Source organism: Leifsonia sp. C5G2 (assembly GCF_013359685.1).
In the GTDB taxonomy this organism is placed as follows: Bacteria; Actinomycetota; Actinomycetes; order Actinomycetales; family Microbacteriaceae; genus Leifsonia.
The window spans coordinates 132860-155142 of the sequence record NZ_JABFMV010000011.1 but is presented as its reverse complement, the minus strand read 5'-3'; the positions used below and the strand labels follow the sequence as shown (position 1 = coordinate 155142).

Here is a 22283-nt window from a genome sequence, read left to right as displayed (position 1 = left end):
GGCCGCGACCGTTCGCAGTCGGCCGCGGCCACGGCCCGGGTCAGACCGCGGTCGCGACCAGGATGCGCGGGCTGCCCGGCAGGGCGACGGTCCGCTCGGCGCGCCAGCCGGCGTCGGTGAGCCAGGTGCGCACCACCGCCTCCGGGTACACCACGGTGCCGTCGATGTTGTAGTACTCCCCCGCGTGCAAAGCGTCGATCTTGCGCTGCTGCGGGTCGTCGTCGAGGAAGAAGTCGAGCAGGACGAGCGTCGCGCCGTCGGCCGCGGCCGCCCGCGCGTTGCGGAGGATCGCACGGTTCTGCGCGTCGTCGAAGCGGTGGATGACGTGGTTGACCAGCACCAGGTCGTGGGCGCCCTGCGGCGCGGCCGTCGCGGTCTCCGCCCCCTCCACGGTCGTGCGGTCGGCGTAGCCGGCTTCGGCGACCGCCTGGCGCACCGGCTCGACCGACTGCGGGTCGAAGACGAACCGCACCCGCAGGTCCGGGTTCGTCTTCAGGCCCTCGAGCGCGAACGCGGGGCTGAGGCCGCCGAGGTCGAGCGCGTCCCGGTACGGGGAGAAGTCGAACGACCGCCCGAGCATGGCCGCGTGCAGCTCGTTGTACCGCATGACGCCGGCGAGGAAGTCGCCCCAGCCCGACTCGTCGAGCTCCAGCACGCCGGGCGCGTCGGAGTCGACGGTGCGGTCGTAGCCGAGCCATTGGGTGTAGCTGGTCGATCCGAGGAAGGCCAGGAAGGGCCCGAGGTCGAGCTCGGCTCGCGCACCGGTGAGGAATGCCGCGGAGTCGGCCGTGAGCGCGTAGCGTCCCCCCTCGCGCGTCAGCAGTCCCTGCGCGGACATGCTGTCGGCGAGGATGCGCACCTGGCGCTCCGGCACGCCGGTCGCGGTCGCCAGCCCGGCTGCGTCGAGGGGGCCGTCCGCGAGCGCCGGGAACAGGCCGACGCGGCTGGCGGCGAACAGCTGCTTCGCGCCCATGAAGCCGATCGCGATGTCGACGATCGTCTCGGGGCTGGGGGTCTGGATGGCGGTGGTTGGGGTCACGTCGCGGCTCTTTCGTTCGGTCGTCTCTGACGGATGAGAGGGAGGATCGGGCCGACTCTACCCATTTCCCGGTTTATTTTCTACTATCATAGAAAAACCGGACGCGAAGGACGACGATGCCCACCACCACCCTTGCCCTGCACTCCACTCCGGCCGTCGCCGGCGCACCCGCGCGCGGGCCCGTCCTGCTGCTCCACGGCTTCGCCGCCAGCGCCCGGGAGGACTACCTGACGACGGGATGGCCGCAGGCGCTCGCAGCCGCCGGGCACGAGGTGCACGCGGTCGACCTGCCCGGCCACGGCGACTCCCCCGCCGTCGCCGGCAGCGCCGCGACCACCTCCGCCGTCGTCGCGGCACTGGCGGCGGTCGTCGACGACCTCGGAGCGGACGTCGACGTCATCGGCTACTCGCTCGGAGCACGTCTCGCCTGGGAGCTCCCGGCGGCGACCGGGCGCGTCCGCCGCCTCGTGCTCGGCGGCCTCAGCCCGTTCGAGCCGTTCGCCACGGTCGACACGTGCGCCGTGGCGCGCGCGGCGGCAGGAGACGGGCGGCCCGCCGACCCCCTCGTCGCCATGATGGCGACCATGATCGCAGCGCCGGGCCGGGATACCGACTCCCTCCTCGCGCTGATGGCGGGGCTCGCCGCGGAACCGTTCGACCCCGCGCTCGGCGCGCCCCGGGTCCCGACGCTTGTGGTCGCCGGGGCGGACGACGTCATGACCCAAGGCCTGGATGCGCTCGCCGCAGGCCTCCCGGACGGCCGGTTCCTGCGCGTGCCCGGCGACCATCGCGGGGCGCTCGACTCGGAGGCGTTCCGCGCGGCCGCGATCGCCTTCCTCGGCGGACGGCCCGGCGACGCCGCTATGTGACGGCCACTCGCTCGCGGCCGGCCGAAGGGGTTCCGGCCGGCCGCGTCCCTCCGAAGTAGCCCGGGTTCAGGGGGCCCAGGTGCCGTCCGGGGCGACGGCACCGTCCAGCCACAGGCCGGCGGTGGCCTCCCGCAACCGCTCCGCGCCGACACGGTCGAGCAGCTCCAGCGCACCCAGGTTGTCCTCGAGCTGCGACAGCCGGCTGACGCCGAACAGCACATTCGCCGTCGCGGGATGCGCCAGCGCGAAGGCGATGCCGAGCTGCGTCGGAGTGGCGCCGAGGTCGGCTGCGATCCGCTCCACCTCGGGGTAGACGGCGACGATCCGCTCCCGGATGCCGCCGACATCCGCGCCGATCTTGCGCGCGGGCGACAACTTGCCGGCGAGGATGCCGCCCTCGAAGACGTCGGAGGCCTGGAGCGCCAGAGTCCCGTCCGCGAAGAGCTCGCCGTAGTGCGACCCCTCGGCCATCGCACGGCGCACCAGGCCGTACTTCAGCTGGGCGAAGGTCGGCGGGGTGAGCCCCTCCGCCTCCGCGGTCTCGAGCGCCGTCCTGACATCCCGGATAGCCCAGTTGTTGACCCCCCACGCGTCGAAGCGGCCGGCCGCGATCTGCTCGGCGACCTCGCGGACGATCCGCGGCACATCCACCTCGCCGACGTAGTCGCCGACGACGACGAGGTCGGCGCGGTCGACGCCCACGCGGTCGAGCGAGACGTCCAGCTGCCCGGCGAACGACTTCTCCGGGTACTCCCACAGCCAGAGCTTGCCGCAGAGCAGGTAATCGTCGCGACCCAGGCCGGCGGCGCGCACCGCTTCGCCGAAGAGCAGGTCGGTGCGCGCGTTCTCGGCGTGCGGACCCATGTCGTAGTGAGCCACGTCGAAGAAGGCGGCGCCGACCTCGTGCGCGCGGCGGATGAGCGCGACGGCTTCGTCCGGCGCCATGCGGTCCCAGGTGTTCCAGGAGCCGAGGGCGAAGACGGGCACGTCGGGACCGCCCGGGCCGAGGGGGCGGGTGGGGATGCGGACGGTTCCAGCGGACACGGGGCCTCCTTGCGACCATGGTTTTTCTACGGTTGTATAATATACCGAGCGCCCCGCGGGAGTGGCGCCCCCAGCAGAGAGGTGCACCGTGACCGACACCACCCACCCCCACGAGCCCACCGGAGCGGACGCCGCCCCGCCCACCGAGCGAACGGTGCTCATCACCGGCGGAGCGGGCGGCATCGGGCGCTGCATCGCGGCCGCGTTCCTCGCGAACGGGGACCGCGTGGTGCTGGCGGACGTCGACGCCGACGCCGTCGCCTCTGCCGCGGCCGACCTCGGCCCCGGCGCCTGGGCGGTCGCGGTCGACATCACCGACCCGGTGGCCGTGCAGGCCGCGGTCGAACAGGTCGTCGCCGACCACGGGAGCGTCGACGTGCTCGTCAACAACGCGGGCGTGCTGTCGGTGCACGGCCGGCTCACCGAGCTCTCCCCCGACGACTACGGCGTGATCGTGCGCGTCAACATCCTGGGCACCTTCACCGTCACGCAGGCCGTCGCCCGTCACATGACCGCCGCGGGCATCCGCGGGGCGATCGTCAACATCTCCTCCATCGGCGGCCGCCAGCCCACCCCCGGGATGGGCGCCTACGAGTCGAGCAAGGCCGCCGTCGACTCCCTCACCCGCTGGGCCGCGATCGAGCTTGCCGACGCCGGGATCCGCGTCAACGCCGTCGCACCCGGACCGGTGCTCACCCCGATGCTGCGGGCCGGGATGCCCGACGGCTCGCCCGCGCGCGCCGCGTGGGCGTCGCGCATCCCGCTGGGCCGCCTGGCCGAGGTGGACGATGTCGCGCCCGCCGTGGTCTTCCTGGCCGGCGCCGACCACATCACCGGCGTCAGCCTCCCCGTCGACGGGGGCCAGCTGCTCGCGTGACGCGCGGAGCGCCTCGCCTGGGGCGCGGGTAGCGCCGCGCCTGGGGCGCGGGGCGCCTCGCCTGGCGCGGGTAGCGCCGCGCCTGGTCCGCGCGAAAGGGAGGCGGCCGGCCCGTGAATCGCGGCCGACCGCCTCCCTTGTGCGCCGGCGACCGGCGTGTCGCCCGAACAGTACTCCCGACGCGCGCACTCGCTTCCGTCGGACGACACGCCCGGAATCTCCTGCTGGGCTGCCTCCCGTCGGAGAACCGAACGCGCGGCGGCCGATTCTCCGACCGAAGCCGGGGCCCGGGCCGGAACGGCCCGTCCGGCTCAACCGTCACCGCCCTACCGCCGCACCACCCCTGCTTCCGTCGGACGACACGCCCGAAATCTCCTGCTGGGCTGTCACCGGTCGGAGAATCGATCGCACAGCGGCCGATTCTCCGACCGAACCCGCCGGCCGGCAGCGCGCAGCCGGCCTACACCGCGGCCGCGACGCGCTCAAAGACGATGTCGCCGTCGACCACGGTCAGCTCGACTCCGACGGCGGGCAGCTCGCGTGGCGAGAGGGACAGCGGGTCGGCCTCGAGCACGCACAGGTCGGCGGCCTTCCGCGGCTCCAGGCTGCCCTTCCACGGTTCCGCGCCGTCCTGGCGTGCCGGCACCGTCGTGTATGCGCGCAGCAGCCGCCGCATGCGCGCCGCCTCGTCTCCCGGGGCCGGCGCGCCGAGCCAGGCGTCGGCGTCCGCCACGCCCTGGCGCCAGTCCGGGGCGAGGATCGGCGCGTCCGAGCTGAGCGACACCGGCACACCCGCCGCGGCGGCCGCCTCCAGCGGCCACGCGGACGCCGCCACCTCGTCCCCGAGCACGGCGGCGAGCCACGGCGCGGTCGTCACCGCGATGCCGGCCTGCACGTTGAGGCCCATCCCGAGCCGGGACATCCGGGCGAGGGTCTCCGGCGTGACCAGGTCACCGTGGATGATGTAGTGGCGCAGCTCCATCCGGCTCTCCGCCAGCGCATCCTCGACGGCATCCACGACGGTGTCGATCGTCCGGTCGCCGGTGGCGTGCACGCCGACCTGCAGCCCCAGGCGGTTCGCCTCCCGGATCATCAGCCGCAGGTTCTCCTCGCGCTCCTCCGCGTCGGCGCCGTCGACCAGGAGGCCGCCGGAGCCGCCGTCCGGGTAGCGGTGCCGCGTCCACGCCTGGTGCATGGGCGGGATGCCGTCGGCGAAGATCTTGACGCCCGCCACCCGCAGCCAGGTCGGGCGGTCGGTCTCGCGCCGGAGTGCGCGCAGTCCGGTGAGCACGTCGCCGAGCGTGCTCGGCCCGTCCAGCACACCGAACAGGGCGAGGACGTTGACGCGCGCGGTGAGCGCTCGCTCCGCCTCCAGCTCGATGTAGGCCTCGAGCACGTCCTGGCCGAAGCAGCCCGTGGCACCGGAGTCCTCGCCCGGGCCGAGGCCGGGCTCCGTGTACGAGGTGATCCCGAAGGACGCGGCGAGCTCCTGCGCACGGAGGATCGCCGCGCGCCGGTCGGCGCGGGTGGCCAGCAGCGGGGCCGAGTGCGACGTGTCGTGCGGGTCGCCGCCTGCCGCGTCCCCCGAGGCCTCCGGCCCGGATTCGTCGCCCATCGCACCGAAGACGGTCCGCGGCCACATCGCCCCGAGCCAGGCGGCGTGCAGGTGCGAGTCGTTGATGCCGGGCAGCACCGCGCGCCCGTCCAGCTCGATCACGCGGGTGCGCCGCCCGATCGTGTGCTCCACGTCGGCGTCGCTGCCCACGCGCAGGATGCGCCCGTGCCGGACCGCGATCGCGGTGCCGGTGGTGTCGGCGTCGTCGAGCGTGTGCACGACGCCGCCGCGGAGGACGAGGTCGGCGTGGGGGTCGGCGCCGGTGCCGACGGTGGTGGGGTGCACGGTTCCTCCTGTTCGCGGTCGACCTGGCAATTTTGGTCAACGTATGTAGAATAACCCACACCGACGATCCTGGAGCCATCGATGACGATTCCCAGCACCACCCGAGCGGCCGTCCTCACGGCGCACGGCGAACCCCTCGACCTGCAGGAGCTCCCGCTGCCCCGCACGCTGGAGCCGGGAGCGGCGCTCGTCCGCATCTCGTGCGCGACGCTGTGCGGCACCGACATCGAGATCTGGTCCGGAGCGATGACCTTCCCCGGGATGCTCCCCCTCGTCCTCGGCCACGAGATGGTCGGCGAGGTGGTCGCCGTCGGCGAGGGCGTCCACGACACGCTCGGGCGCCCGCTCGCACCGGGCGACCGCATCGGCTGGTCGGAATCAACCTGCGGCGAATGCTTCGGCTGCACGGTGCTCCGGCAGCCGGTGCACTGCTCGCGACGCGGCTACGGCTTCCTGCAGCGCTCCGACGTGCCGCCCTACGCGACGGCCGGTCTCGCCGACTACGCCTACGTGACGCCCGGCGCCGCAAAGCTCCTGCTGCCCGACACGGTGAAGGACACCTGGGCGTCCATGGCGGGATGCGCGGCCAAAACGGTCCTACGGGCGTTCGATCGCGCCGGCGGCGTCCGGCCCGGATCGCGCGTCGTCGTGCAGGGGTCCGGCGCGCTCGGCATCTTCGCGACGGCCGTCGCCCGGCTCTCCGGCGCGGGAACCGTGATCACCGTCGGCGCCCCGGCCGACCGTCTCGCGGCCGCGCGCCGCTTCGGCGCCGACGTGGTCGTCGACATCGCAGGCGGATCGGACGCGACCGTGCAGGCCGTGCTCGACGCGACCGGCGGACAGGGCGCCGACCTCGTCATCGACCTCGCGGGAGCGCCGAGCGTCGGACCGGAGGCCGTCGCGATGGCCGCGCCCCGCGGAACGTTCGTGGTCGTCGGCTCCACCGGCCCGGTCGGCCAGCCTCTCGCCCTGAGCGCGGTCATGGGCAAGGAACTGACGGTCGTCGGATCGCTGAACGGCGACATCGCCGACTACTTCCGCGCCATCGAGTTCTTCTCCGCCTTCGCCGGCCGGATGCCGTGGGACGAACTGTTCAGCACCCCGGTCGGGCTGGCGGAGGCGTCGGCGAAAGTCGCCTCGATGGCCGCGCTCGGCGAGATCAAGGCCGTCGTCGATCCGCGGATCGGCTGAGAGGAGCATCCCGATGACCACCACCATCCCCACCCGCCCGATCGGCCGCTCCGGCCTGCGCACGGGCGTCCTGTCGCTCGGCTCGTGGCACACCTACGACCGGATGGACTTCGCCGACGCCGTCGAGCTCGTCTCCACCGCGGTCGAGCACGGCATCACCCTGTTCGACGTCGGGGTCTACGGCTTCCGCGGCATGCAGCCGCCGGTCTTCACGGACGTGCTGTTCTCGGCCATCGTCCGCGCCGCAGGTCTCGCACGCGACAGCTACCTGCTGTCCGAGAAGCTGTGGCTGGAGGGCTACGGCGAAGGAGGGTTCCGCCCGCAGCTGGAGAACGCCCTGTTCCGCGTCGGCGCGGACTACGCCGACCTCGTCATCCTCGGCGACCTCCGCCGCCACGACCTGCAGCTGCGCGACCTCGTGCTCGACCTCGCCGGGCTCACCGAGGCCGGGCTCATCCGGGCCTGGGGTGTGAACAACTGGTCCGCCGCCGCCATCCAGGCGCTCATCGACATCGCCGCAGAGGAAGGCGTCCCCGGCCCGCAGGTCGCCCAGCTGAAGTACAGCGTCGCCCGGCGGTCGATCCCCGACGGGGAGCCGTTCGCCCGCCTCTTCGAGCAGGGGCTCTCGATGCAGGCCTCCGACGTGATGGAGGGCGGCATCCTCGCCGGCAACGTCTCGCCGGGGCGCGAGGTGGGCCGCGACCCGGGCGGGATCCGCGACCGCATCGTCGCCGACGTGCCCGCCTTCGCGGCCCTCGCGGCCGAGCTGGACACCACCCCGGCACAGCTGGCCGTCGCCTTCACCCTCACCCACCCGGCCACCGCCACCACCCTGTTCGGCGCCAGCCGCCTGGAGCAGCTGACGAGCAACCTCGCCGCGGTCGACCTCGTCGAGCGCGTCGGCGCCGAGACGCTGCGCGCCCGCGTCGAGCCGTTCTGGGCCGACCGCGGCGTCGTCGACCCGGCCGGCCCCTGAGCCGCAGGAACGCGTCCCGCAACAGCAGACCACGACAAGGAGCATCATGACCGTCGTCCCCGTCCCCTTCGACCCCGACATCGCACCGGTGCTCGACGCCATGGCGGCCGACCCGCAGCCGCCGCTCAGCCGCGAGAGCCTCCCCGCGACCCGCCCCGGCGCAGCCACGCTGTTCCCGTCGGCCGCCGAGGTGATCGGCGCCCTCCCGATCGACGCGGAGGACCGGGTCATCCCGGGTCCGGCGGGCGCCCCCGACCTGGAGGTCACGATCCTCACCCCGCGCGGCCACGATGCGACGCGGCCGGCGCTGCCGGTGCTCTACAACATCCACGGCGGCGGGATGATCGTCGGCCACCGCAGCTGGGAGACCGGCCGCCTGGTGCAGCTGGTGGACGAGCTCGGCGTCGTCGCCGTCAACGTCGAGTACCGGCTCGCGCCCGAGAACCCCTACCCCGCCGGCGTGGAGGACTGCTACGCCGGGCTGGTGTGGCTGGCGGAGCACGCCGCAGAGCTCGGGGCCGACCCCGAGCGGATCGTGGTGATGGGCGGCAGCGCCGGCGGCGGCTTCTCGGCCGCGGTCGCGCTGCTCGCGCGCGACCGGGGCGGTCCCGCGCTCGCCGGGCAGCTGCTGCTGTGCCCGATGATCGACAACACCAACACCACGGTCTCCAGCCACCAGTACGCCGGCATCGGCACGTGGACGCGCGAGGCCAACCTGCTCGCGTGGGAGTGCGTGCTCGGCGACGAGCTCGCCTTCAGCGACCGGGCCCCGCAGTACGCGGCGCCCTCGCGGGCCGATGACCTGTCCGGGCTGCCGCACGCCTACATCGAGGTCGGCGCCGCCGAGCCGTTCCGCGACGAGGACGTCGAGTACGCCTCCCGCATCTGGGCCGTCGGCGGTCAGGCCGAGTTGCACGTCTGGTCGGGAGGCTTCCACGGCTTCGACATGTACGCACCCGGGAGCGAGCTGACCCGCGCGGCGCTCGACGCCCGCCACTCGTGGCTGCGGCGCATCCTGGAGCTCCGGTGACGACCGGCGCACCCCGGCCGGTGCCGTACGACCCGGAGCTGACGGACGGGCTCGCCGCCTTCCTCGACCAGGTGGAGGGCATCCCGCTGCGAGCGCACACCATCCTGGAGAACCGCGCCCACTTCGCGACGATCATCCCGTCGATGGAGCAGCAGGCGGCAGGCAGGGCGGTGGAGTGGGAGGACCTGCTCGTCCCGGGGCCGCACGGCAGCCCGGAGGTCGCCGTCACCGTCGTCCGGCCGGCCGGCCACGATGCCTCCAGCGCCCGTGTTCCCGGGGTGCTCGGCATCCACGGCGGCGGCCAGGTGCTGGGGACGCGCTTCTTCGGCACCGGCGAGCTGATCGATCTGGCCGTCCGTCACGGGATCGTCGGCGTGGCCGTCGAGTACCGCCTGCACCCGGAGGCCAGGGACGCCATGGGCGAGACCGCGCGCGGGACCGCCGCCGCGGAGGACTGCTACGCCGCGCTGCTGTGGTTCGCCGCGCACGCGGCCGGGCTCGGCGTCGACCCGGACCGCCTGCTGGTGTCCGGCGCGAGCGCCGGCGGCGGCCTCTCCGCCGCAGTTGCCCTGCTCGCGCGCGACCGGGGCGGTCCGCGGCTCGCCGGGCAGCTGCTGAACTGCCCGATGCTCGACGACCGCAACGAGAGTCCGTCGAGTCGCCAGTACGACGGCCTCGGCGCGTGGGACCGCAACAACAACGACACCGCGTGGGATGCCATCCTCGGCCCCGACCGGTTCGGCGACGACGTCTCGCCGTACGCGGTCCCGGGACGCGCCGCCGATCTCTCCGGCCTCCCGCCCGCGTACATCGAGGTGGGAGCGGCCGAGGTGTTCCGCGACGAGGCGACCGCCTACGCCTCGCGCATCTGGGCCGCGGGCGGCTCCGCCGAGCTGCATGTCTGGAGCGGGGCGTACCACGGCTTCTCCGGCTTCTCCCCCGGGGCCGTCGTCTCGCGCGCCGCGGTCGACGCCCGGGACAGCTGGGTGCGCCGCACGCTGCGGCTGCCGTGACCGCCACCGCCGCCGTGGCGCCCCCGCTGATGAGCGTGCGGCGCAGCATCCTGGTGCTGGGGGTCCTCGAGGCGTTCGGACCGCTGTCGATGGACCTGTACCTCCCTCGGCTGCCGCAGCTGGCGTCGTCGCTGCACACCAGCGACGCGATGGCGCAGCTCACCATGTCGGTGTGCATGGTGGGACTCGGGGTGGGGCAACTCGTCGCCGGTCCCCTCTCCGACCGGTTCGGACGCCGCCGGCCGCTGCTGGTCGGCGTTGCGCTGTTCACCCTGTTCTCGCTGGCCTGCGTGTTCTCGCCGACGGTGGAGGCGCTCCTGGTGGCGCGCCTCCTGCAAGGGCTCGCCGGGTCGGCCGGGCTGGTCATCACGATGGCGGTGGCGCGCGACCTGTACAGCGGCGCCGACCTGTCGCGGATGCTGTCGCTGCTCACGCTGGTGAGCGCGTCGGCGCCGATCGTCGCCCCGGTCGCGGGCGGGGCGCTGGCGCTGGTCGTCGACTGGCGCGGCGTGTTCCTGGTGCTCGCGGGGGTCGGCGGTGCGCTCTTCCTGCTCGCCCTGTTCGGGCTGCGCGAGACGCTGCCCGCAGCGGCACGGCACGGCGGCGGGATGCGGGTGCTCCGCGCGCACTTCGGCTCGCTGATGCGCGACCCGGTCTTCGTGCTGATGGTCATCGCGGCGGCGGCCGGCGGCACGGCGTTCTTCGCCTACCTGTCGATGTCCAGTTTCGTGCTGCAGGACGGCTTCGGCCTGAGCCCGCAGCTCTTCGCGCTGTGCTTCGCCGGGAACGCGCTCGCCAACCTCCTGGGCGCGCAGCTCAGCCGCGTGCTGGTGCGCCGCGGGGGGCCGGCGCGGCTCTACGTGTGCGGGCAGGTGGCGTCGGTGGCCGCGGCCGCGCTGCTGCTGGCGGCCGTGCTGCTCGGCTGGGGGCTGCCGGGCGTGGTGATCGCGCTGCCGCTCTGGCTGTTCGCGTCGGGCCTCGGCGGCCCGAACGGCACCACGCTGGCGCTGGGCTCCCACGCCGCGCGCGCCGGGACGGCCGCCGCCGTGCTCGGGACGGTCACTTTCACGGTCGGTCCGCTCGTCGCGCCGCTGGCCGCCCTCGCCGGCGCCTCGCCCCTCGCGATGTCCGCCACCATCGCCGCCGCCTCCCTCGCCGCAGCCACCGCCGCCGCCCTCGCCGCCCGTCGCCTCCACCCCAGCGCCTCCGCCGTCAGCTCCTAAGTTCTTCGAGCGACACGCCGGTCACAGGTCGAAAAACTCAGGAGCTGATGGCTTGGGGCGGGGTCAGGGGGCGAGGAGGAAGCGGGCGGCCTGCTCGCCGATGAGGACGGCGGGCGCGTTGGTGTTGCCGGTCGTGATGGTCGGCACGACGGAGGCGTCCGCGACCGTGATGCCCGCCACCCCGTGCACCCGCAGGCGCGGGGTCACGACGGCGTCGCCGGACACGCCCATCGCACACGTGCCCACCTGGTGGTGGTACGTGATCGCGGTACGGCGCACGTAGTCCTCGAGGTCGTCGTCCGAGACGGCGGGCCCGGGATGCAGCTCGCGGGCGCCCCACGCGGCGAGCGCCGGACGACGGCCGATGCTGCGGCACTGGCGCACCGATGCGGCGAGCGACGCCACGTCGTCCGGATGGCCCAGCGCGTCCAGGTCGATCGCGACCGGGTCGTGCGGCCCCGGTCCGGTGAGCGTCAGCCTGCCGCGCGCCTTCGGGGTGACGAGCCCCGCCATGAGGGAGAAGCCGTCCGCGGGCCCGGTGAGGTCCTCCTGGTACATGGGGACGGAGAAGTGGATGGGCTGCGTGTCGGGCACGGGGAGCTCCGGCCGGCTGCGCCAGAACAGGTGCGACTGCGTCACCGACACGCCCTTCCGCGGCGGCCCGACCGGCTTCTCCGTCGTGAAGATCACCGGCGACAGCAGGTGGTCGTGCAGGTTGCGTCCCACCCCCGGCAGGTCGTGCACGGGCTCGATGCCGACCGCGCGCAGCTCGTCGGCGGGCCCGATCCCCGACCGCAGCAGGATGCGGGGCGAGTCGAGCGCGCCGGCCGACAGCACCACCTCGTCGGCGCGCAGCCGCTGCAGCTCGCCGCCCTGCTCGAACTCCACCCCGACGACCCGCAGGCCGTCCTGGGCCGGCTCGATGAGCAGCCGGTGCACCCAGCAGCCGGTGCGCACGTCCACGCGGTCCCGCACCGGCTTGAGGTACGCCATGTAGGTGTTCCAGCGCTTGCCGTCGCGCAGTGTGACCTGCTGCTGCGAGACGCCGTCGAGGTGGCCGCTGTTGTAGTCCGGGTTGCGCTCCAGCCCCTCCTCCACCGCCGCCTGGACGATGGACTCCTGGATGGGGTCGAGCGCATAGTCGTCGGTCACCTCGAGCAGCTGCTCGGCCTCCTCGAAGATGCCGCGCACGTCGTCCCACGCCCAGCCGTCGTTGCCGCCCGCGGCCCAGCCGTCGTAGTCCTCCGGCGCGCAGCGCACCCAGATCATCGCGTTCAGGGCGTGCGACCCGCCGAGCACCTTGCCCCGCGGCAGGTGCAGGCGACGTCCGGCAGCGTGCTCCTGCGGCACCGTGCGGTAGTCCCAGTCGTCGGCGGAGTGCCACAGCTCGCCCATGCGCGACGGGTCGTGGATGGCCGGGTTGGCGTCTTCGCCGCCGGCCTCCAGCACCGTCACCCCGTGGCCGGCGTCGGCCAGGCGGCGGGCCACCACGGATCCGGCGGAGCCGGCCCCGATCACGATCACGTCCATGTGTTCTCCCGTCCTCGTCGTCTTCGCCGCCGTCGTTCCCGTGCCGGGCGCCGGTGGATGCTGTCGAGGCTGGCATGCCCGTCCCCGGGCGCAGAACGCGCGGGCGCGCGACGTTCCCGCATCGTCAACGGCCGTGCCCTGCCGGTCAAGACGGCGCAGACGGCCCATGCGGATACTGCTGGGGTCCCCATCCCCGGGCAAGCGAAGGAGCACCCCAGTGGCCACCAAGTTGTTCATCGACGGCGAGTGGACGGAGGCGTCCGGCGGCGCCATCCCCACCGTCGACCCCGCCACCGAGCAGGTCATCGAGGAGGTCGGAACGGCGGCCCTCGCCGACGTGGATGCCGCGGTCGCCGCCGCGCGGGCGGCGCTCGGCCGCGCCGAGTGGGCCGGGCTCCTCCCCGTGCAGCGGGCCGCGCTGCTGTTCCGCCTCGCCGACCTGATCGACCTGCACCACGACGAGCTGGCGGCGCTGGAGACCCGCGACCAGGGGCAGCCGCTCGGCATCTCCAGGATGGTCAGCGTCACCGGAGCCGCCGAGCACTTCCGCTACTACGCCGGCTGGGTGACCAAGATCCAGGGCACCGTCAACCCGGTGTCGTTCCCGGACACCCTGCACTACACGCGCCGGGAGCCGGTCGGCGTCAACGCGCTGATCACGCCGTGGAACTTCCCGCTGATGATCCTGGCCTGGAAGCTGGCCCCGGCGCTCGCCACCGGCAACACGGTCGTGATCAAGCCGAGCGAGGTGACCCCGCTGACGAGCATTCGCCTGGTGGAGCTGTGCCGTGAGGCCGGCATCCCGGACGGCGTGGTGAACCTCGTCACCGGCGACGGATCGGTCGGCGCGATGCTCGCGGAGCACCTCGACGTCGACCACCTGTCGTACACCGGTTCGACAGCGGTCGGCAGGATCATCACGCACGCCAGCGCGAACTCCAACCTGAAGCGGCTGACGCTGGAGCTCGGCGGCAAGGCGCCGTCGATCATCGCCGCGGACGCCGACATCGATGCGGCCGTCCTCGGCAACATCCAGGGCAGCATCCTGAACTCGGGCCAGGTCTGCGCGGCGTACACGCGCTTCTACGTGGACAAGAAGCGCGAGGCCGAGTTCGTAGACAAGCTCGCCGCCGGCGTCAGCGGCCTGCGGCTGGGCAACGGTCTGGAGGAGGGCACCGACCTGGGTCCGCTCGTCTCCGAGAAGCACCTCGGCCACGTGGAGCGCTTGGTCGCCGCCGGCCGCGAGCAGGGCGCCGAGGTGGTCACCGGCGGCGTGCGCGCCGACCGCGACGGCTACTTCTTCACGCCGACCGTGTTCGCCGGCGTGACCGACGACATGACGATCATGCGCGACGAGATCTTCGGCCCGGTGCTCTCCATCACCTCCTACGAGGACGGCGACGAGCTGGATGCGATCGTCGCCCGCGCGAACGACACCGAGTACGGCCTGGCGGCGACGATCTGGACGAAGGACATCGCCACCTCCCAGCGCCTGGCGAACGGCATCCGCGCGGGGGCTGTGTTCGTCAACATGCCCTCGATCCCCGACATGGCCGCCCCCTGGGGCGGCTACAAGGCCTCGGGCTGGGGCCGCGAGATGGGTCCGTGGGCGATCGACGCCTACACCGAGCTCAAGTCGGTCTGGCTCCACTACTGAGCGCGGCCCACACGCAAGCGCTCCGGCCCGGCAGGGTCGGAGCGCTTTCTCGTGGGGGGGGTTCAGCGCCCGATCGACCAAGGGTCGAACAGCGGGACGCCGAACGGCTCGAAGTCCCGGACGTTGCGCGTCACCACGGACAGCTTGCCGACCTCCGCCGTAGCGGCGATGAGCGCGTCCCGTTCGGGACGCGGATCGGGCACGTGGTACCCAGCCGCGACACCGGCGACCTCGTGGTCCACCGGGAGGATGCGGTCGGAGAACACCGAGTACACGTCGTCGACCCAGCGCCGGAGGTCAGCCCCCTGCTGCGGGTCGGTGTGTTCCTTGCGTGCGGTCCCGAGTTCGATCTCGAAGACCGTGATCGCCGACAGGTAGAGCGAGAACGGGTTCTGCCGCTCCAGCCAGCGGACGACGGACGGCTCGGCGCGATCTGGTCTCCGCGTGGCGGAGAGCGTCACCGTGTCGAGCAGCCACTTCACAGGTCGACCTTGCGCGCGCCGAGCAGCGCACGGGGGAACTCGAAGTCGAAGTCGCCGCGGAGGTCCTGCCGCAAGGCGTCGACGACGTTGGGCAGCTCCCCGGTCAGGCGCGAATACTCGTCGTAGGTGAGGAGGACGAACGAAGGCTTTCCGCGGTCGGTGATGATGAGCGGCTCGTCGGCCGCGGCCCGTTTGGCGGACGAGACGTCGTGGTTGAACTCGCGCGCCGTGATGATCGCCATTCGCCCTCCGATGTAGCTACGTACCTACATCGTGCCGCATCCTCATCCACATCTCCAGCCCGCCCGCGTGCCGACCCCTCACGCCGCCCGCTCGCGCAGCTTCAGCCAGGCGGCGCGGCGCTCGGCCTGACGGGCCGGGTCGGCGATGGGCGAGGCCATCAGCAGGCGCTGCGAATAGGGATGCTGCGGAGCACGTGTGACCTGCTCGCCGTCGCCGGTCTCCACGATCTCGCCGCGGTACATGACGGCGACGCGGTGACAGATGCGGCGGACGACGCCCAGGTCGTGCGAGACGAACAGGTACGAGACCCCGGTGTCGCGCTGCAGCTCCAGCAGCAGGTCGATGATGGTCGCCTGCGTCGTCAGGTCGAGTGCGCTCACCGGTTCGTCGCAGACGATCAGGCGGGGCTTCCGGACCAGGGCGCGTGCGATCGCGATGCGCTGCCGCTGTCCTCCGGAGAACTCCTTGGGGTACCTGTCGACGACGCCCGAGGGCAGCTTGACCCGGTCGAGCATCTCCGCGACGGTGGCGCGGGCGGCTCGGCGCCCTGCCCCCGCCATGGTGAGCGGCTCGGCGAGGATGTCGCCGACGGTCATGGCCGGGTTCAGCGACCCGTACGGATCCTGGAACACGACCTGGATGCTGGAGGCGAGGGCACGCCGCGCGGCACCGCTCGCCCGGGTGATGTCCTGCCCGTCGAAGACGATGCGACCGGAGGCGACGGGGACCAGTCCGAGGATCGCCTTGCCCAGGGTCGACTTGCCCGACCCCGACTCGCCGACGAGGCCGACGCATTCGCCCGCTCCGACCTCGATCGACACCTCCTTCAGCGCCCGGAAGCTGCCGCGGCGCTGGCCGTAGTCGACCACCAGGTCCTCGACGCTCAGCAGTGGGTTGGGGGATGCGGTCACGCCGGCACCGCCTTCCTGGTCGCGGGGTCGCCGGCGCCGTCGGGGCCGGCCGGTTCCCGGGATGCGTGGGCGGCGTCCAGCTCGGCGCGGCTCTCCGCGCCGTCGAGGGAGGCCGCGATGAGCTCACGGGTGTAGTCGCTGGACGGCCGGGCGAAGATGCGCTCCACCGTCCCGATCTCGACGATCTCGCCGTCGCGCATGACGACGACGCGGTCGCAGATGTCGGCGACGACGCCGAAGTTGTGGGTGACGATGACGAGGGCCATCCGGTACTCCTGCTGCAGCTCGCGCAGCAGCTCCAGCACCTCGGCCTGCACGGTCACGTCGAGAGCGGTCGTCGGCTCGTCGGCGACCAGCACCGACGGCTTGCCCGCGATCGCCCCGGCGATGAGGACGCGCTGCGCCATGCCGCCGGAGAGCTGGTGCGGGTACACCTTCATCACGCGCGCCGGGTCGGGGATGCCGACCTTGGCCAGCATCTCCAGCGCCCGCTCGCGGGCCGCCGCGCGCCCGAGCTTGTGCACGGCCCGCAACGGCTCCATCAGCTGGTGCCCGATGGTGAACGACGGGTCGAGGTTCGACATGGGCTCCTGCGGGATGTACCCCACCTCGTGTCCGAGCAGCCGCTGGCGGTCCTTGTGGCCGAGCCGCGTGACGTCGCGGCCGCCGATCCAGATCGCGTCCGCGGTGCACGCCCCGCCCGCGGGCAGCAGGTCGAGCATGCTGAAGACGGTCTGCGACTTGCCGGACCCCGACTCCCCCACGATCCCGAGCACCTCGCCGGGGGCGACGTCGAGCGTGATGCCGTGCACCACCTCGAGCTCGCTCCCGTCGGGCGCCGCGTAGGCGACCCGCAGGTTCTTCAGCTGCACGGCGGAGTCGGAGGCGCTGTGCGCGACAGCGCCGGTCGAGGTGGTCACGTCCCTGGGTTCGCCGGAGGAGCGCGCGGCGGCGCGGCGGCGACGGCGCCGGTGCACGGGCGTCCGCACGCTGACCACGTCGGCAAGCGTGGACCCGAGCACCGCGAGCGCGGCGATGGTGATGCCCAGGGCGAGGGAGGGCCAGAGCAGCAGCAGCGGGCTGGTGAGCATGGTCCGGAAGCCCTCGTTCATCATGGCGCCCCAGGCGGGCGTGCGCGCCCCGCCGATGCCCAGGAACTGGAGCCCGGCCTGCATGCCCATCGCCAGCCCGGCCGTGAGCGCGGTCTGGATGATGACCGGCGCGTACACCGCCTTGACGACGTGCCTGGCCATGATGCGGGCGTCGGTGAGACCGGCGACGCGGGCCGCATCCACGTACGGCTCGTTGCGGACGGCCAGCACCGTCGAGCGGGTCAGCCGGAAGTATCCGGGCGCCATGAAGACGCCGAGGGTCGCCATCAGAACGGTGAAGTCGTTGCGCGTGCCGGCCGCCACGATGAGCAGCACGATCATGCCGGGCACCGCCTGCAGCGCGTCGCTGACCCAGCTGGCGGCACGGTCGAAGGAGCGGCCGTAGTACCCGGCCGCGAGTCCCGCCGGGACCCCGACGACGATCGCGACGACGATGGTCACGAGCGCGCCCCAGAGGGTCGACCGGGTGCCCCAGATCAGCCGGCTGAGCACGTCGCGGCCGGCGCTGTCGCCGCCGAGCGGATGCGCAGCGCTGGGCGGCGCCTTGGTGATCGCGAAGTCGACGAAGTTCGGGTCGTGCGGTGCGAGCAGCGGCGCGAACACGGCCACCAGCACCACGAGCAGCAGCACCGCGAGCGACACCGCGCCCGCCGGGCGCCTGAGCAGGCGGACCAGGGTGGAGCCGCGCCGCCTCGTGGCGGCCGCAGCCGCGCTCTCGCGGGGGTCGATGATCACTTCCGTCGCCGTCATTGCACACGCGCTTTCGGGTTGATCCAGCCGAGCACCACATCCAGGAGGAAGTTGACCACCACGACGAAGATGACCGTGATGACGGTGATGCCCAGGAGGATGGGGATGTCGCCGTTCTGGGAGGAGCCGGAGGTCAGGGCGCCGATCCCCGGCAGGGAGAAGATCTGCTCGACGACGATCGCGCCGCCCAGGAGCCCCACGAACATGAGCGCGAGCACGGTCAGCGAGGCGGGAGCCGCGTTGCGCACCAGGTGCACGGTGACCCGCGCCGAGCTGAGTCCGCGGCTGCGGAGGGTCCGGACGTAGTCCTGGTTGTCCGCGGTGATGATCGCGTTGCGCAGCTGCTCGGCGATCATCACGATCGCTCCGAGCGACAGCGCGATCGCGGGCAGGGTGATCGACCGCACCCAGCCTTCGACGCTGACCTGGGGCTGGACGTACCCGACCGCCGGGAACCACTTCAGGTTCACCGCGAACCAGATGACCAGCACGAGGCTCACCCAGAAGCCGGGAAGGGCGAAGAGGATCACGGACGCCGCCTTGATGACCTTGTCGAGGATGCTGCCCGGCCGCAGGCCCGCGAGGATGCCGAACAGGCCGCCGAACACCGCCGAGAGCAGCACGGCGGCCGTGACCACGGAGAGCGTGACCGGCAGCTTCAGCGCGATCTGCGCGTTCACCGGCTGGAAGTTGCGCCACGAGGTGCCGAAGTCTCCGACGACGGCGTGACTGCCCCACTCCCAGAACTGGACGAGCAGCGGGCGGTCCGTGCCGATCTTCGCTGCGAGGGCCGCCTGCTGGGCGGGGGTCGCGGAGGTGCCGAGGAGTCCGGCGGTCGGGTCGCCGATCGCCAGGTGGGCGAGGAAGAAGGTGCCGATGGAGACGGCCACCAGGAGGATCACGCCGGAGACGAGCCTCTTGAGGGTGAATCTGATCATGGAGGGGGTTCCTGCCGGTCGGGGGTGCCGGAGTCGGGTGACGAGCGGTGTCGGGTGGGCCGCGCCGGTCGCACGGCCCACCCGCCGGGGGTCACTTCGCCTGGATCTGGCGGAGTGTGGGGAACATCATCCCGACCACCGGGGTGACCTGGATGTTCGACGTGGACGTGTAGGAGTTGTTCGCCTGGTACCAGACGTCGAACCACGCCTTGTCGGTGACGAGCTTGTTGAGCGCCTCGATCTCGCCGACCTGGTCGCTCGGCTTCGCCGTGAGCACCTTCTCGACGGCGGCCTTGACGTCCGGGTAGGCGTCGACGTCGGGCGTCGGGTTGTACCACTGCGGCAGGTTGATCTGCCGCTGCACGCTCGCGACCGGGTTGGAGTCCATGGAGATGAAGGCGACGAACATGGGGTAGGTCGGCGCGTTCTTCTGGTAGTCCATGTACTGCATGTCGTCCCAGGTGACCGTGATGCCCAGCTGCTTGAACGTCTGGTCCACGACGGGCTGCCACACCTGGAACACCTGCGACATCGGCATGTGCAGTTCGAACCCGTTCGGGTAGCCCGCGTCCGCGAGCAGCGACTTGGCCTTGGCGATGCTGGTCTTGTAGGTGGAGTTCAGCGACTCGACGTTGCCGGGGAGGCCCGACGGGAAGACCTGGTCGGATGCCTTGCCCGCGCCGTTGCCGACGGCCTTCAGGATGCCGGCGCCGTCGAACGCGTAGTTGAGCGCCTGGCGCACCTTCACGTCGCCGAGCGGCTTGAACTTCGCGCCCGCGCGGTCGGTGAACTGCAGGCCCACCCAGCCGGAGACCTTCGCCGCGACGTTCCAGCCGTTCTCCTTCGCCTGCTTGAGAGCCGTGTCGTCGGCGTAGTTGACGTTGATCTGCCCGGAGAGCATCGCGTTGTCGCGCGCGGTCGCATCCTGGATCGGGTAGATCGCGAGCGGCGAGAACGGGAAGTTCTTGGAGTCCCAGTGGTCCTTCACCTTGGTGAAGTGGTACTCCGCGCCGGCGACGCTGGTCTTGTCGAGCGTGTACGGGCCGGAGCCGACCGGGTCCTTCGCGAGCGTGCCCGCGTCGATCGCCTTCGGCGCCATCACGTAGCTTCGGCCGATGCCCATGAAGTAGAGGAGCATGTCGTCGCGCTGCTTCAGGTCGATCTCGACTGTCTTGTCGTCGACGGCCTTGAAGCCCGCGACGCTGGCGTAGGCCTCGCCGCTCCTGGCGCCCTTCTGCAAGTATTCGAGGCTCTTCACCGCGGCTGCGGCGTCGAGCTTCTCACCGTCGGAGAACTTCACGCCGCTGCGGAGCGTGAGGGTGACCGTCTTGAAGTCGTCCGAGACCTTCCACGAGGTGGCGAGGGCCGGGACCGGCTTGCCGTCTCCGTCGACGGCGATCAGCGGGTCGTACACGGCGGAGAGGTAGGGGCCGTCGAAGCCGATGTCGGCGAGCGACGGGTCCCAACTGGTGACGTCGGCGAACTCGCCGATGTTGAGCGGACCGCCGTCCGCTTTGGCGGTGGATGATGTGTCGCTTCCCCCGGAGCCGCAGGCGCTCAGCGCCAGCGCGGTCACGGCGGCCAGGGCCACCGCGATCATTGCTTTCTTCATGGTGTCTTCTCTCGGTTCTCTTCGGCAAGGAGGTGGAACTCGACACAACACGGGGAGCGGGTCGTCGACCGCGATCGCCGGACACTCCGGTGTGTCGTGGCGGTAATTCTACAGTTGTTGACAAGAAAGGCAACCAACGGAGAAAAACGATGGGGAAAGCCTGACACGACGGCATGGGGAACACGAAATCCCGGCAGACGGCTGGAATTTCCGTGCACGACCGCGCCCGCGGTGTACGGGAAGATATACGATCCATGCAGGGCGAACGCGCCCCGCCTCCGACGACGAAGGGACCCACCGGTGCTCGACCGCCCGACCATCCAGGCCATCGCCGACGAACTCGCCGCCGCCGAGCGGGACCGCACGACCGTCCCGCTGCTGACGGCACGCCACCCCGGCATGACGGTGGAGGACTCCTACGCGGTGCAGAAGGTCTGGGTCGAGCGCGGGCTCGCCGCCGGACGCCGGCTCGTCGGCCGGAAGATCGGCCTCACCTCGAAGGTGATGCAGCAGGCCACCGGGATCACCGAGCCCGACTACGGCGCGATCTTCGACGACATGGTCTACGAGACCGGGGCCGTCATCCCGTTCGACCAGTACTCCAACGTGCGGATCGAGGTCGAGCTCGCCTTCGTCCTCGCCGAACCGCTCGAAGGGCCGCACGTCACCCTGTTCGACGTGCTGGGCGCCACCCGGTACGTCGTCCCGGCCCTGGAGATCCTCTCCTCGCGCATCGAGATGCAGGGCAGGACCATCGTCGACACCATCTCCGACAACGCAGCCATGGGCGGCATGGTCGTGGGCGGCCGCCCGGTCGCCGTCGACGCCGTCGACCTGCGCTGGATCGGCGCCCTGCTGTACCGCAACGAGACGATCGAGGAGTCGGGCGTCGCGGCCGCCGTGCTCGACCATCCCGCCACCGGCGTCGCCTGGCTCGCGAACAAGCTCGCGCAGCACGGCACGCGACTGGAGGCCGGAGACATCGTCCTCGCCGGCTCGTTCACCCGCCCGATGTGGGTCGAACGCGGCGACACCGTCCACGCCGACTACGGAACCCTGGGAGCCATCACATGCCGATTCGCCTAGAGGCGACACCGACCTTCGCCGACCGCCTCCGCGCCGCCGACCGCCCCCTGTACGGGATGTGGTCCTGCGGGGGCAGCGCCCTCGTCGCCGAGATCTGCGCCGGGAGCGGCCTCGACATCGTCCTCGTCGACGGCGAGCACTCCCCCGTCGGGCTGGAGTCGATCCTCGCCCAACTGCAGGCCGTCGCCGCCTACCCGGTCGTGCCCCTGGTGCGCGCGCCGTTCGGCGACACGGTGACGCTCAAGCAACTGCTCGACCTCGGCGCGCAGAACATCCTCGTCCCGATGGTGGACAGCGTGGAGCAGGCCGAGGCCATGGTGCGCGCCGTGCGGTACCCTCCGCACGGCATCCGCGGCGTCGGTAGCGCATTGGCGCGGTCGTCCCGCTGGAGCCGCATCCCGGACTATCTCGCCCGCGCGGAAGTCCTCGTCTCGCTCACCGTGCAGATCGAGACGGCCGACGCCGTGGAGGTCGCGGACGGCATCGCGGCCGTGGAGGGTGTGGATGCCCTGCTCGTCGGCCCGGCCGACCTCGCGGCCTCGATGGGCCTGCTGGGCCGGCAGGACCACCCGGACGTGATCGCCGCCGTCGAGCGCGTGATCGCGGCCGGTCGCGCGGCGGGAACGCCGGTCGGGGTGAACGCCTTCGATCCCGCGACCGCGGACCGGTATGCGGCGGCCGGGGCCTCCTATCTGCTGGTCGGCGCCGATGTCACGCTGCTCGCCCGGGCGTCGGAGGCGCTGGCGGACCGGTTCATCGGCGCCTCCCCCGACGCGCCCGCACCGGCGGGCTACTGACCT

20 protein-coding genes are annotated in these 22283 nt (G+C 72.3%); 10 read left to right on the top strand and 10 right to left on the bottom strand.

Going from position 1 to position 22283, the window contains the following annotated elements; genetic code table 11:
- Positions 1 to 40 precede the first annotated feature (40 nt).
- Positions 41 to 1039, bottom strand: a complete 999-nt coding sequence (locus tag HNO83_RS20805; protein WP_349627228.1) for a methyltransferase — start codon at positions 1037 to 1039, stop codon at positions 41 to 43.
- A 116-nt stretch (positions 1040 to 1155) separates the two neighbouring features.
- On the opposite strand from HNO83_RS20805, the gene HNO83_RS14885 reads away from it, so the two are divergent.
- On the top strand, positions 1156 to 1908 hold the full coding sequence (locus HNO83_RS14885; RefSeq protein WP_175338295.1) for an alpha/beta fold hydrolase: 753 nt from the start codon (positions 1156 to 1158) through the stop codon (positions 1906 to 1908).
- 66 nt (positions 1909 to 1974) lie between these two features.
- Here HNO83_RS14885 and HNO83_RS14880 read toward each other — a convergent pair whose 3' ends face one another.
- Complete coding sequence (locus HNO83_RS14880; protein WP_349627227.1) at positions 1975 to 2952, bottom strand: aldo/keto reductase; 978 nt, start codon at positions 2950 to 2952, stop codon at positions 1975 to 1977.
- A gap of 88 nt (positions 2953 to 3040) precedes the next feature.
- Between HNO83_RS14880 and HNO83_RS14875 the strand changes: the two genes are divergently transcribed.
- Complete coding sequence (locus HNO83_RS14875; protein ID WP_349627226.1) at positions 3041 to 3829, top strand: SDR family NAD(P)-dependent oxidoreductase; 789 nt, start codon at positions 3041 to 3043, stop codon at positions 3827 to 3829.
- 460 nt (positions 3830 to 4289) lie between these two features.
- On the opposite strand, the gene HNO83_RS14870 is transcribed toward HNO83_RS14875, so the two are convergent.
- Entirely contained in the window at positions 4290 to 5729 is a 1440-nt protein-coding gene (locus HNO83_RS14870) for an amidohydrolase (protein ID WP_175338293.1), read from the bottom strand.
- A gap of 81 nt (positions 5730 to 5810) precedes the next feature.
- Between HNO83_RS14870 and HNO83_RS14865 the strand changes: the two genes are divergently transcribed.
- The 5 genes from HNO83_RS14865 to HNO83_RS14845 are packed head-to-tail and all read left to right on the top strand — an operon-like array spanning position 5811 to position 11162.
- Complete coding sequence (locus HNO83_RS14865; protein WP_175338292.1) at positions 5811 to 6920, top strand: zinc-binding dehydrogenase; 1110 nt, start codon at positions 5811 to 5813, stop codon at positions 6918 to 6920.
- Positions 6921 to 6933: 13 nt separating this feature from the next.
- Complete coding sequence (locus HNO83_RS14860) at positions 6934 to 7896, top strand: aldo/keto reductase (RefSeq protein WP_175338291.1); 963 nt, start codon at positions 6934 to 6936, stop codon at positions 7894 to 7896.
- A 46-nt stretch (positions 7897 to 7942) separates the two neighbouring features.
- Positions 7943 to 8926 (top strand): alpha/beta hydrolase, encoded by a 984-nt coding sequence (locus tag HNO83_RS14855; RefSeq protein ID WP_175338290.1) that lies wholly within the window; start codon positions 7943 to 7945, stop codon positions 8924 to 8926.
- The gene (locus HNO83_RS14850) at positions 8923 to 9939 is read left to right on the top strand and encodes an alpha/beta hydrolase (RefSeq protein ID WP_175338289.1); all 1017 of its coding nucleotides are present in this window, start codon (positions 8923 to 8925) and stop codon (positions 9937 to 9939) included. Before HNO83_RS14855 ends, HNO83_RS14850 begins: the two co-directional genes overlap by 4 nt.
- Positions 9936 to 11162 carry a multidrug effflux MFS transporter gene (locus HNO83_RS14845; RefSeq protein WP_349627225.1) on the top strand — a complete coding sequence of 409 codons (1227 nt, stop codon included), beginning with the start codon at positions 9936 to 9938 and terminating at the stop codon, positions 11160 to 11162. Before HNO83_RS14850 ends, HNO83_RS14845 begins: the two co-directional genes overlap by 4 nt.
- Before the next feature lie 63 nt (positions 11163 to 11225).
- Here the strand turns inward: HNO83_RS14845 and HNO83_RS14840 are convergent, their stop codons facing one another.
- On the bottom strand, positions 11226 to 12692 hold the full coding sequence (locus tag HNO83_RS14840; protein ID WP_175338288.1) for a GMC family oxidoreductase: 1467 nt from the start codon (positions 12690 to 12692) through the stop codon (positions 11226 to 11228).
- A 217-nt stretch (positions 12693 to 12909) separates the two neighbouring features.
- Here HNO83_RS14840 and HNO83_RS14835 point away from each other — a divergent pair, with 217 nt between their 5' ends.
- Entirely contained in the window at positions 12910 to 14349 is a 1440-nt protein-coding gene (locus tag HNO83_RS14835) for an aldehyde dehydrogenase family protein (RefSeq protein WP_175338287.1), read from the top strand.
- A 62-nt stretch (positions 14350 to 14411) separates the two neighbouring features.
- Here the strand turns inward: HNO83_RS14835 and HNO83_RS14830 are convergent, their stop codons facing one another.
- The 6 genes from HNO83_RS14830 to HNO83_RS14805 form a co-directional block, all read right to left on the bottom strand.
- Positions 14412 to 14831, bottom strand: a complete 420-nt coding sequence (locus HNO83_RS14830; RefSeq protein ID WP_175338286.1) for a type II toxin-antitoxin system VapC family toxin — start codon at positions 14829 to 14831, stop codon at positions 14412 to 14414.
- Complete coding sequence (locus HNO83_RS14825; RefSeq protein WP_175338285.1) at positions 14828 to 15073, bottom strand: type II toxin-antitoxin system Phd/YefM family antitoxin; 246 nt, start codon at positions 15071 to 15073, stop codon at positions 14828 to 14830. Before HNO83_RS14825 ends, HNO83_RS14830 begins: the two co-directional genes overlap by 4 nt.
- A 78-nt stretch (positions 15074 to 15151) precedes the next feature.
- Positions 15152 to 15985, bottom strand: a complete 834-nt coding sequence (locus HNO83_RS14820; protein ID WP_175338284.1) for an ATP-binding cassette domain-containing protein — start codon at positions 15983 to 15985, stop codon at positions 15152 to 15154.
- Complete coding sequence (locus tag HNO83_RS14815; RefSeq protein WP_175338283.1) at positions 15982 to 17847, bottom strand: dipeptide/oligopeptide/nickel ABC transporter permease/ATP-binding protein; 1866 nt, start codon at positions 17845 to 17847, stop codon at positions 15982 to 15984. The genes HNO83_RS14820 and HNO83_RS14815 overlap by 4 nt, the downstream gene beginning before the upstream one ends.
- The gene (locus HNO83_RS14810) at positions 17844 to 18785 is read right to left on the bottom strand and encodes an ABC transporter permease (RefSeq protein ID WP_175338282.1); all 942 of its coding nucleotides are present in this window, start codon (positions 18783 to 18785) and stop codon (positions 17844 to 17846) included. The genes HNO83_RS14815 and HNO83_RS14810 overlap by 4 nt, the downstream gene beginning before the upstream one ends.
- 91 nt (positions 18786 to 18876) lie before the next feature.
- Positions 18877 to 20397, bottom strand: coding sequence for an ABC transporter substrate-binding protein (locus HNO83_RS14805; protein WP_175338281.1), 1521 nt, complete (start codon positions 20395 to 20397; stop codon positions 18877 to 18879).
- Between the two features lie 300 nt (positions 20398 to 20697).
- Between HNO83_RS14805 and hpaH the strand changes: the two genes are divergently transcribed.
- A complete protein-coding gene (gene hpaH / locus HNO83_RS14800; protein WP_175338280.1) occupies positions 20698 to 21483 on the top strand; it encodes a 2-oxo-hept-4-ene-1,7-dioate hydratase in 786 nt (261 codons plus the stop codon).
- Positions 21468 to 22280 carry an HpcH/HpaI aldolase family protein gene (locus HNO83_RS14795; protein ID WP_175338279.1) on the top strand — a complete coding sequence of 271 codons (813 nt, stop codon included), beginning with the start codon at positions 21468 to 21470 and terminating at the stop codon, positions 22278 to 22280. The genes hpaH and HNO83_RS14795 overlap by 16 nt, the downstream gene beginning before the upstream one ends.
- Positions 22281 to 22283 lie beyond the last annotated feature (3 nt).

Coding starts and splice junctions, on each gene's coding strand:
- HNO83_RS14840 (WP_175338288.1), bottom strand. CDS start 12,692: ATGGACGTGATCGTGATCGGGGCCGGCTCCGCCGGATCCGTGGTGGCC.
- HNO83_RS14795 (WP_175338279.1), top strand. CDS start 21,468: ATGCCGATTCGCCTAGAGGCGACACCGACCTTCGCCGACCGCCTCCGC.
- HNO83_RS14865 (WP_175338292.1), top strand. CDS start 5,811: ATGACGATTCCCAGCACCACCCGAGCGGCCGTCCTCACGGCGCACGGC.
- HNO83_RS14810 (WP_175338282.1), bottom strand. CDS start 18,785: ATGATCAGATTCACCCTCAAGAGGCTCGTCTCCGGCGTGATCCTCCTG.
- HNO83_RS14815 (WP_175338283.1), bottom strand. CDS start 17,847: ATGACGGCGACGGAAGTGATCATCGACCCCCGCGAGAGCGCGGCTGCG.
- HNO83_RS14805 (WP_175338281.1), bottom strand. CDS start 20,397: ATGAAGAAAGCAATGATCGCGGTGGCCCTGGCCGCCGTGACCGCGCTG.
- HNO83_RS14885 (WP_175338295.1), top strand. CDS start 1,156: ATGCCCACCACCACCCTTGCCCTGCACTCCACTCCGGCCGTCGCCGGC.
- HNO83_RS14855 (WP_175338290.1), top strand. CDS start 7,943: ATGACCGTCGTCCCCGTCCCCTTCGACCCCGACATCGCACCGGTGCTC.
- HNO83_RS14860 (WP_175338291.1), top strand. CDS start 6,934: ATGACCACCACCATCCCCACCCGCCCGATCGGCCGCTCCGGCCTGCGC.
- HNO83_RS14825 (WP_175338285.1), bottom strand. CDS start 15,073: ATGGCGATCATCACGGCGCGCGAGTTCAACCACGACGTCTCGTCCGCC.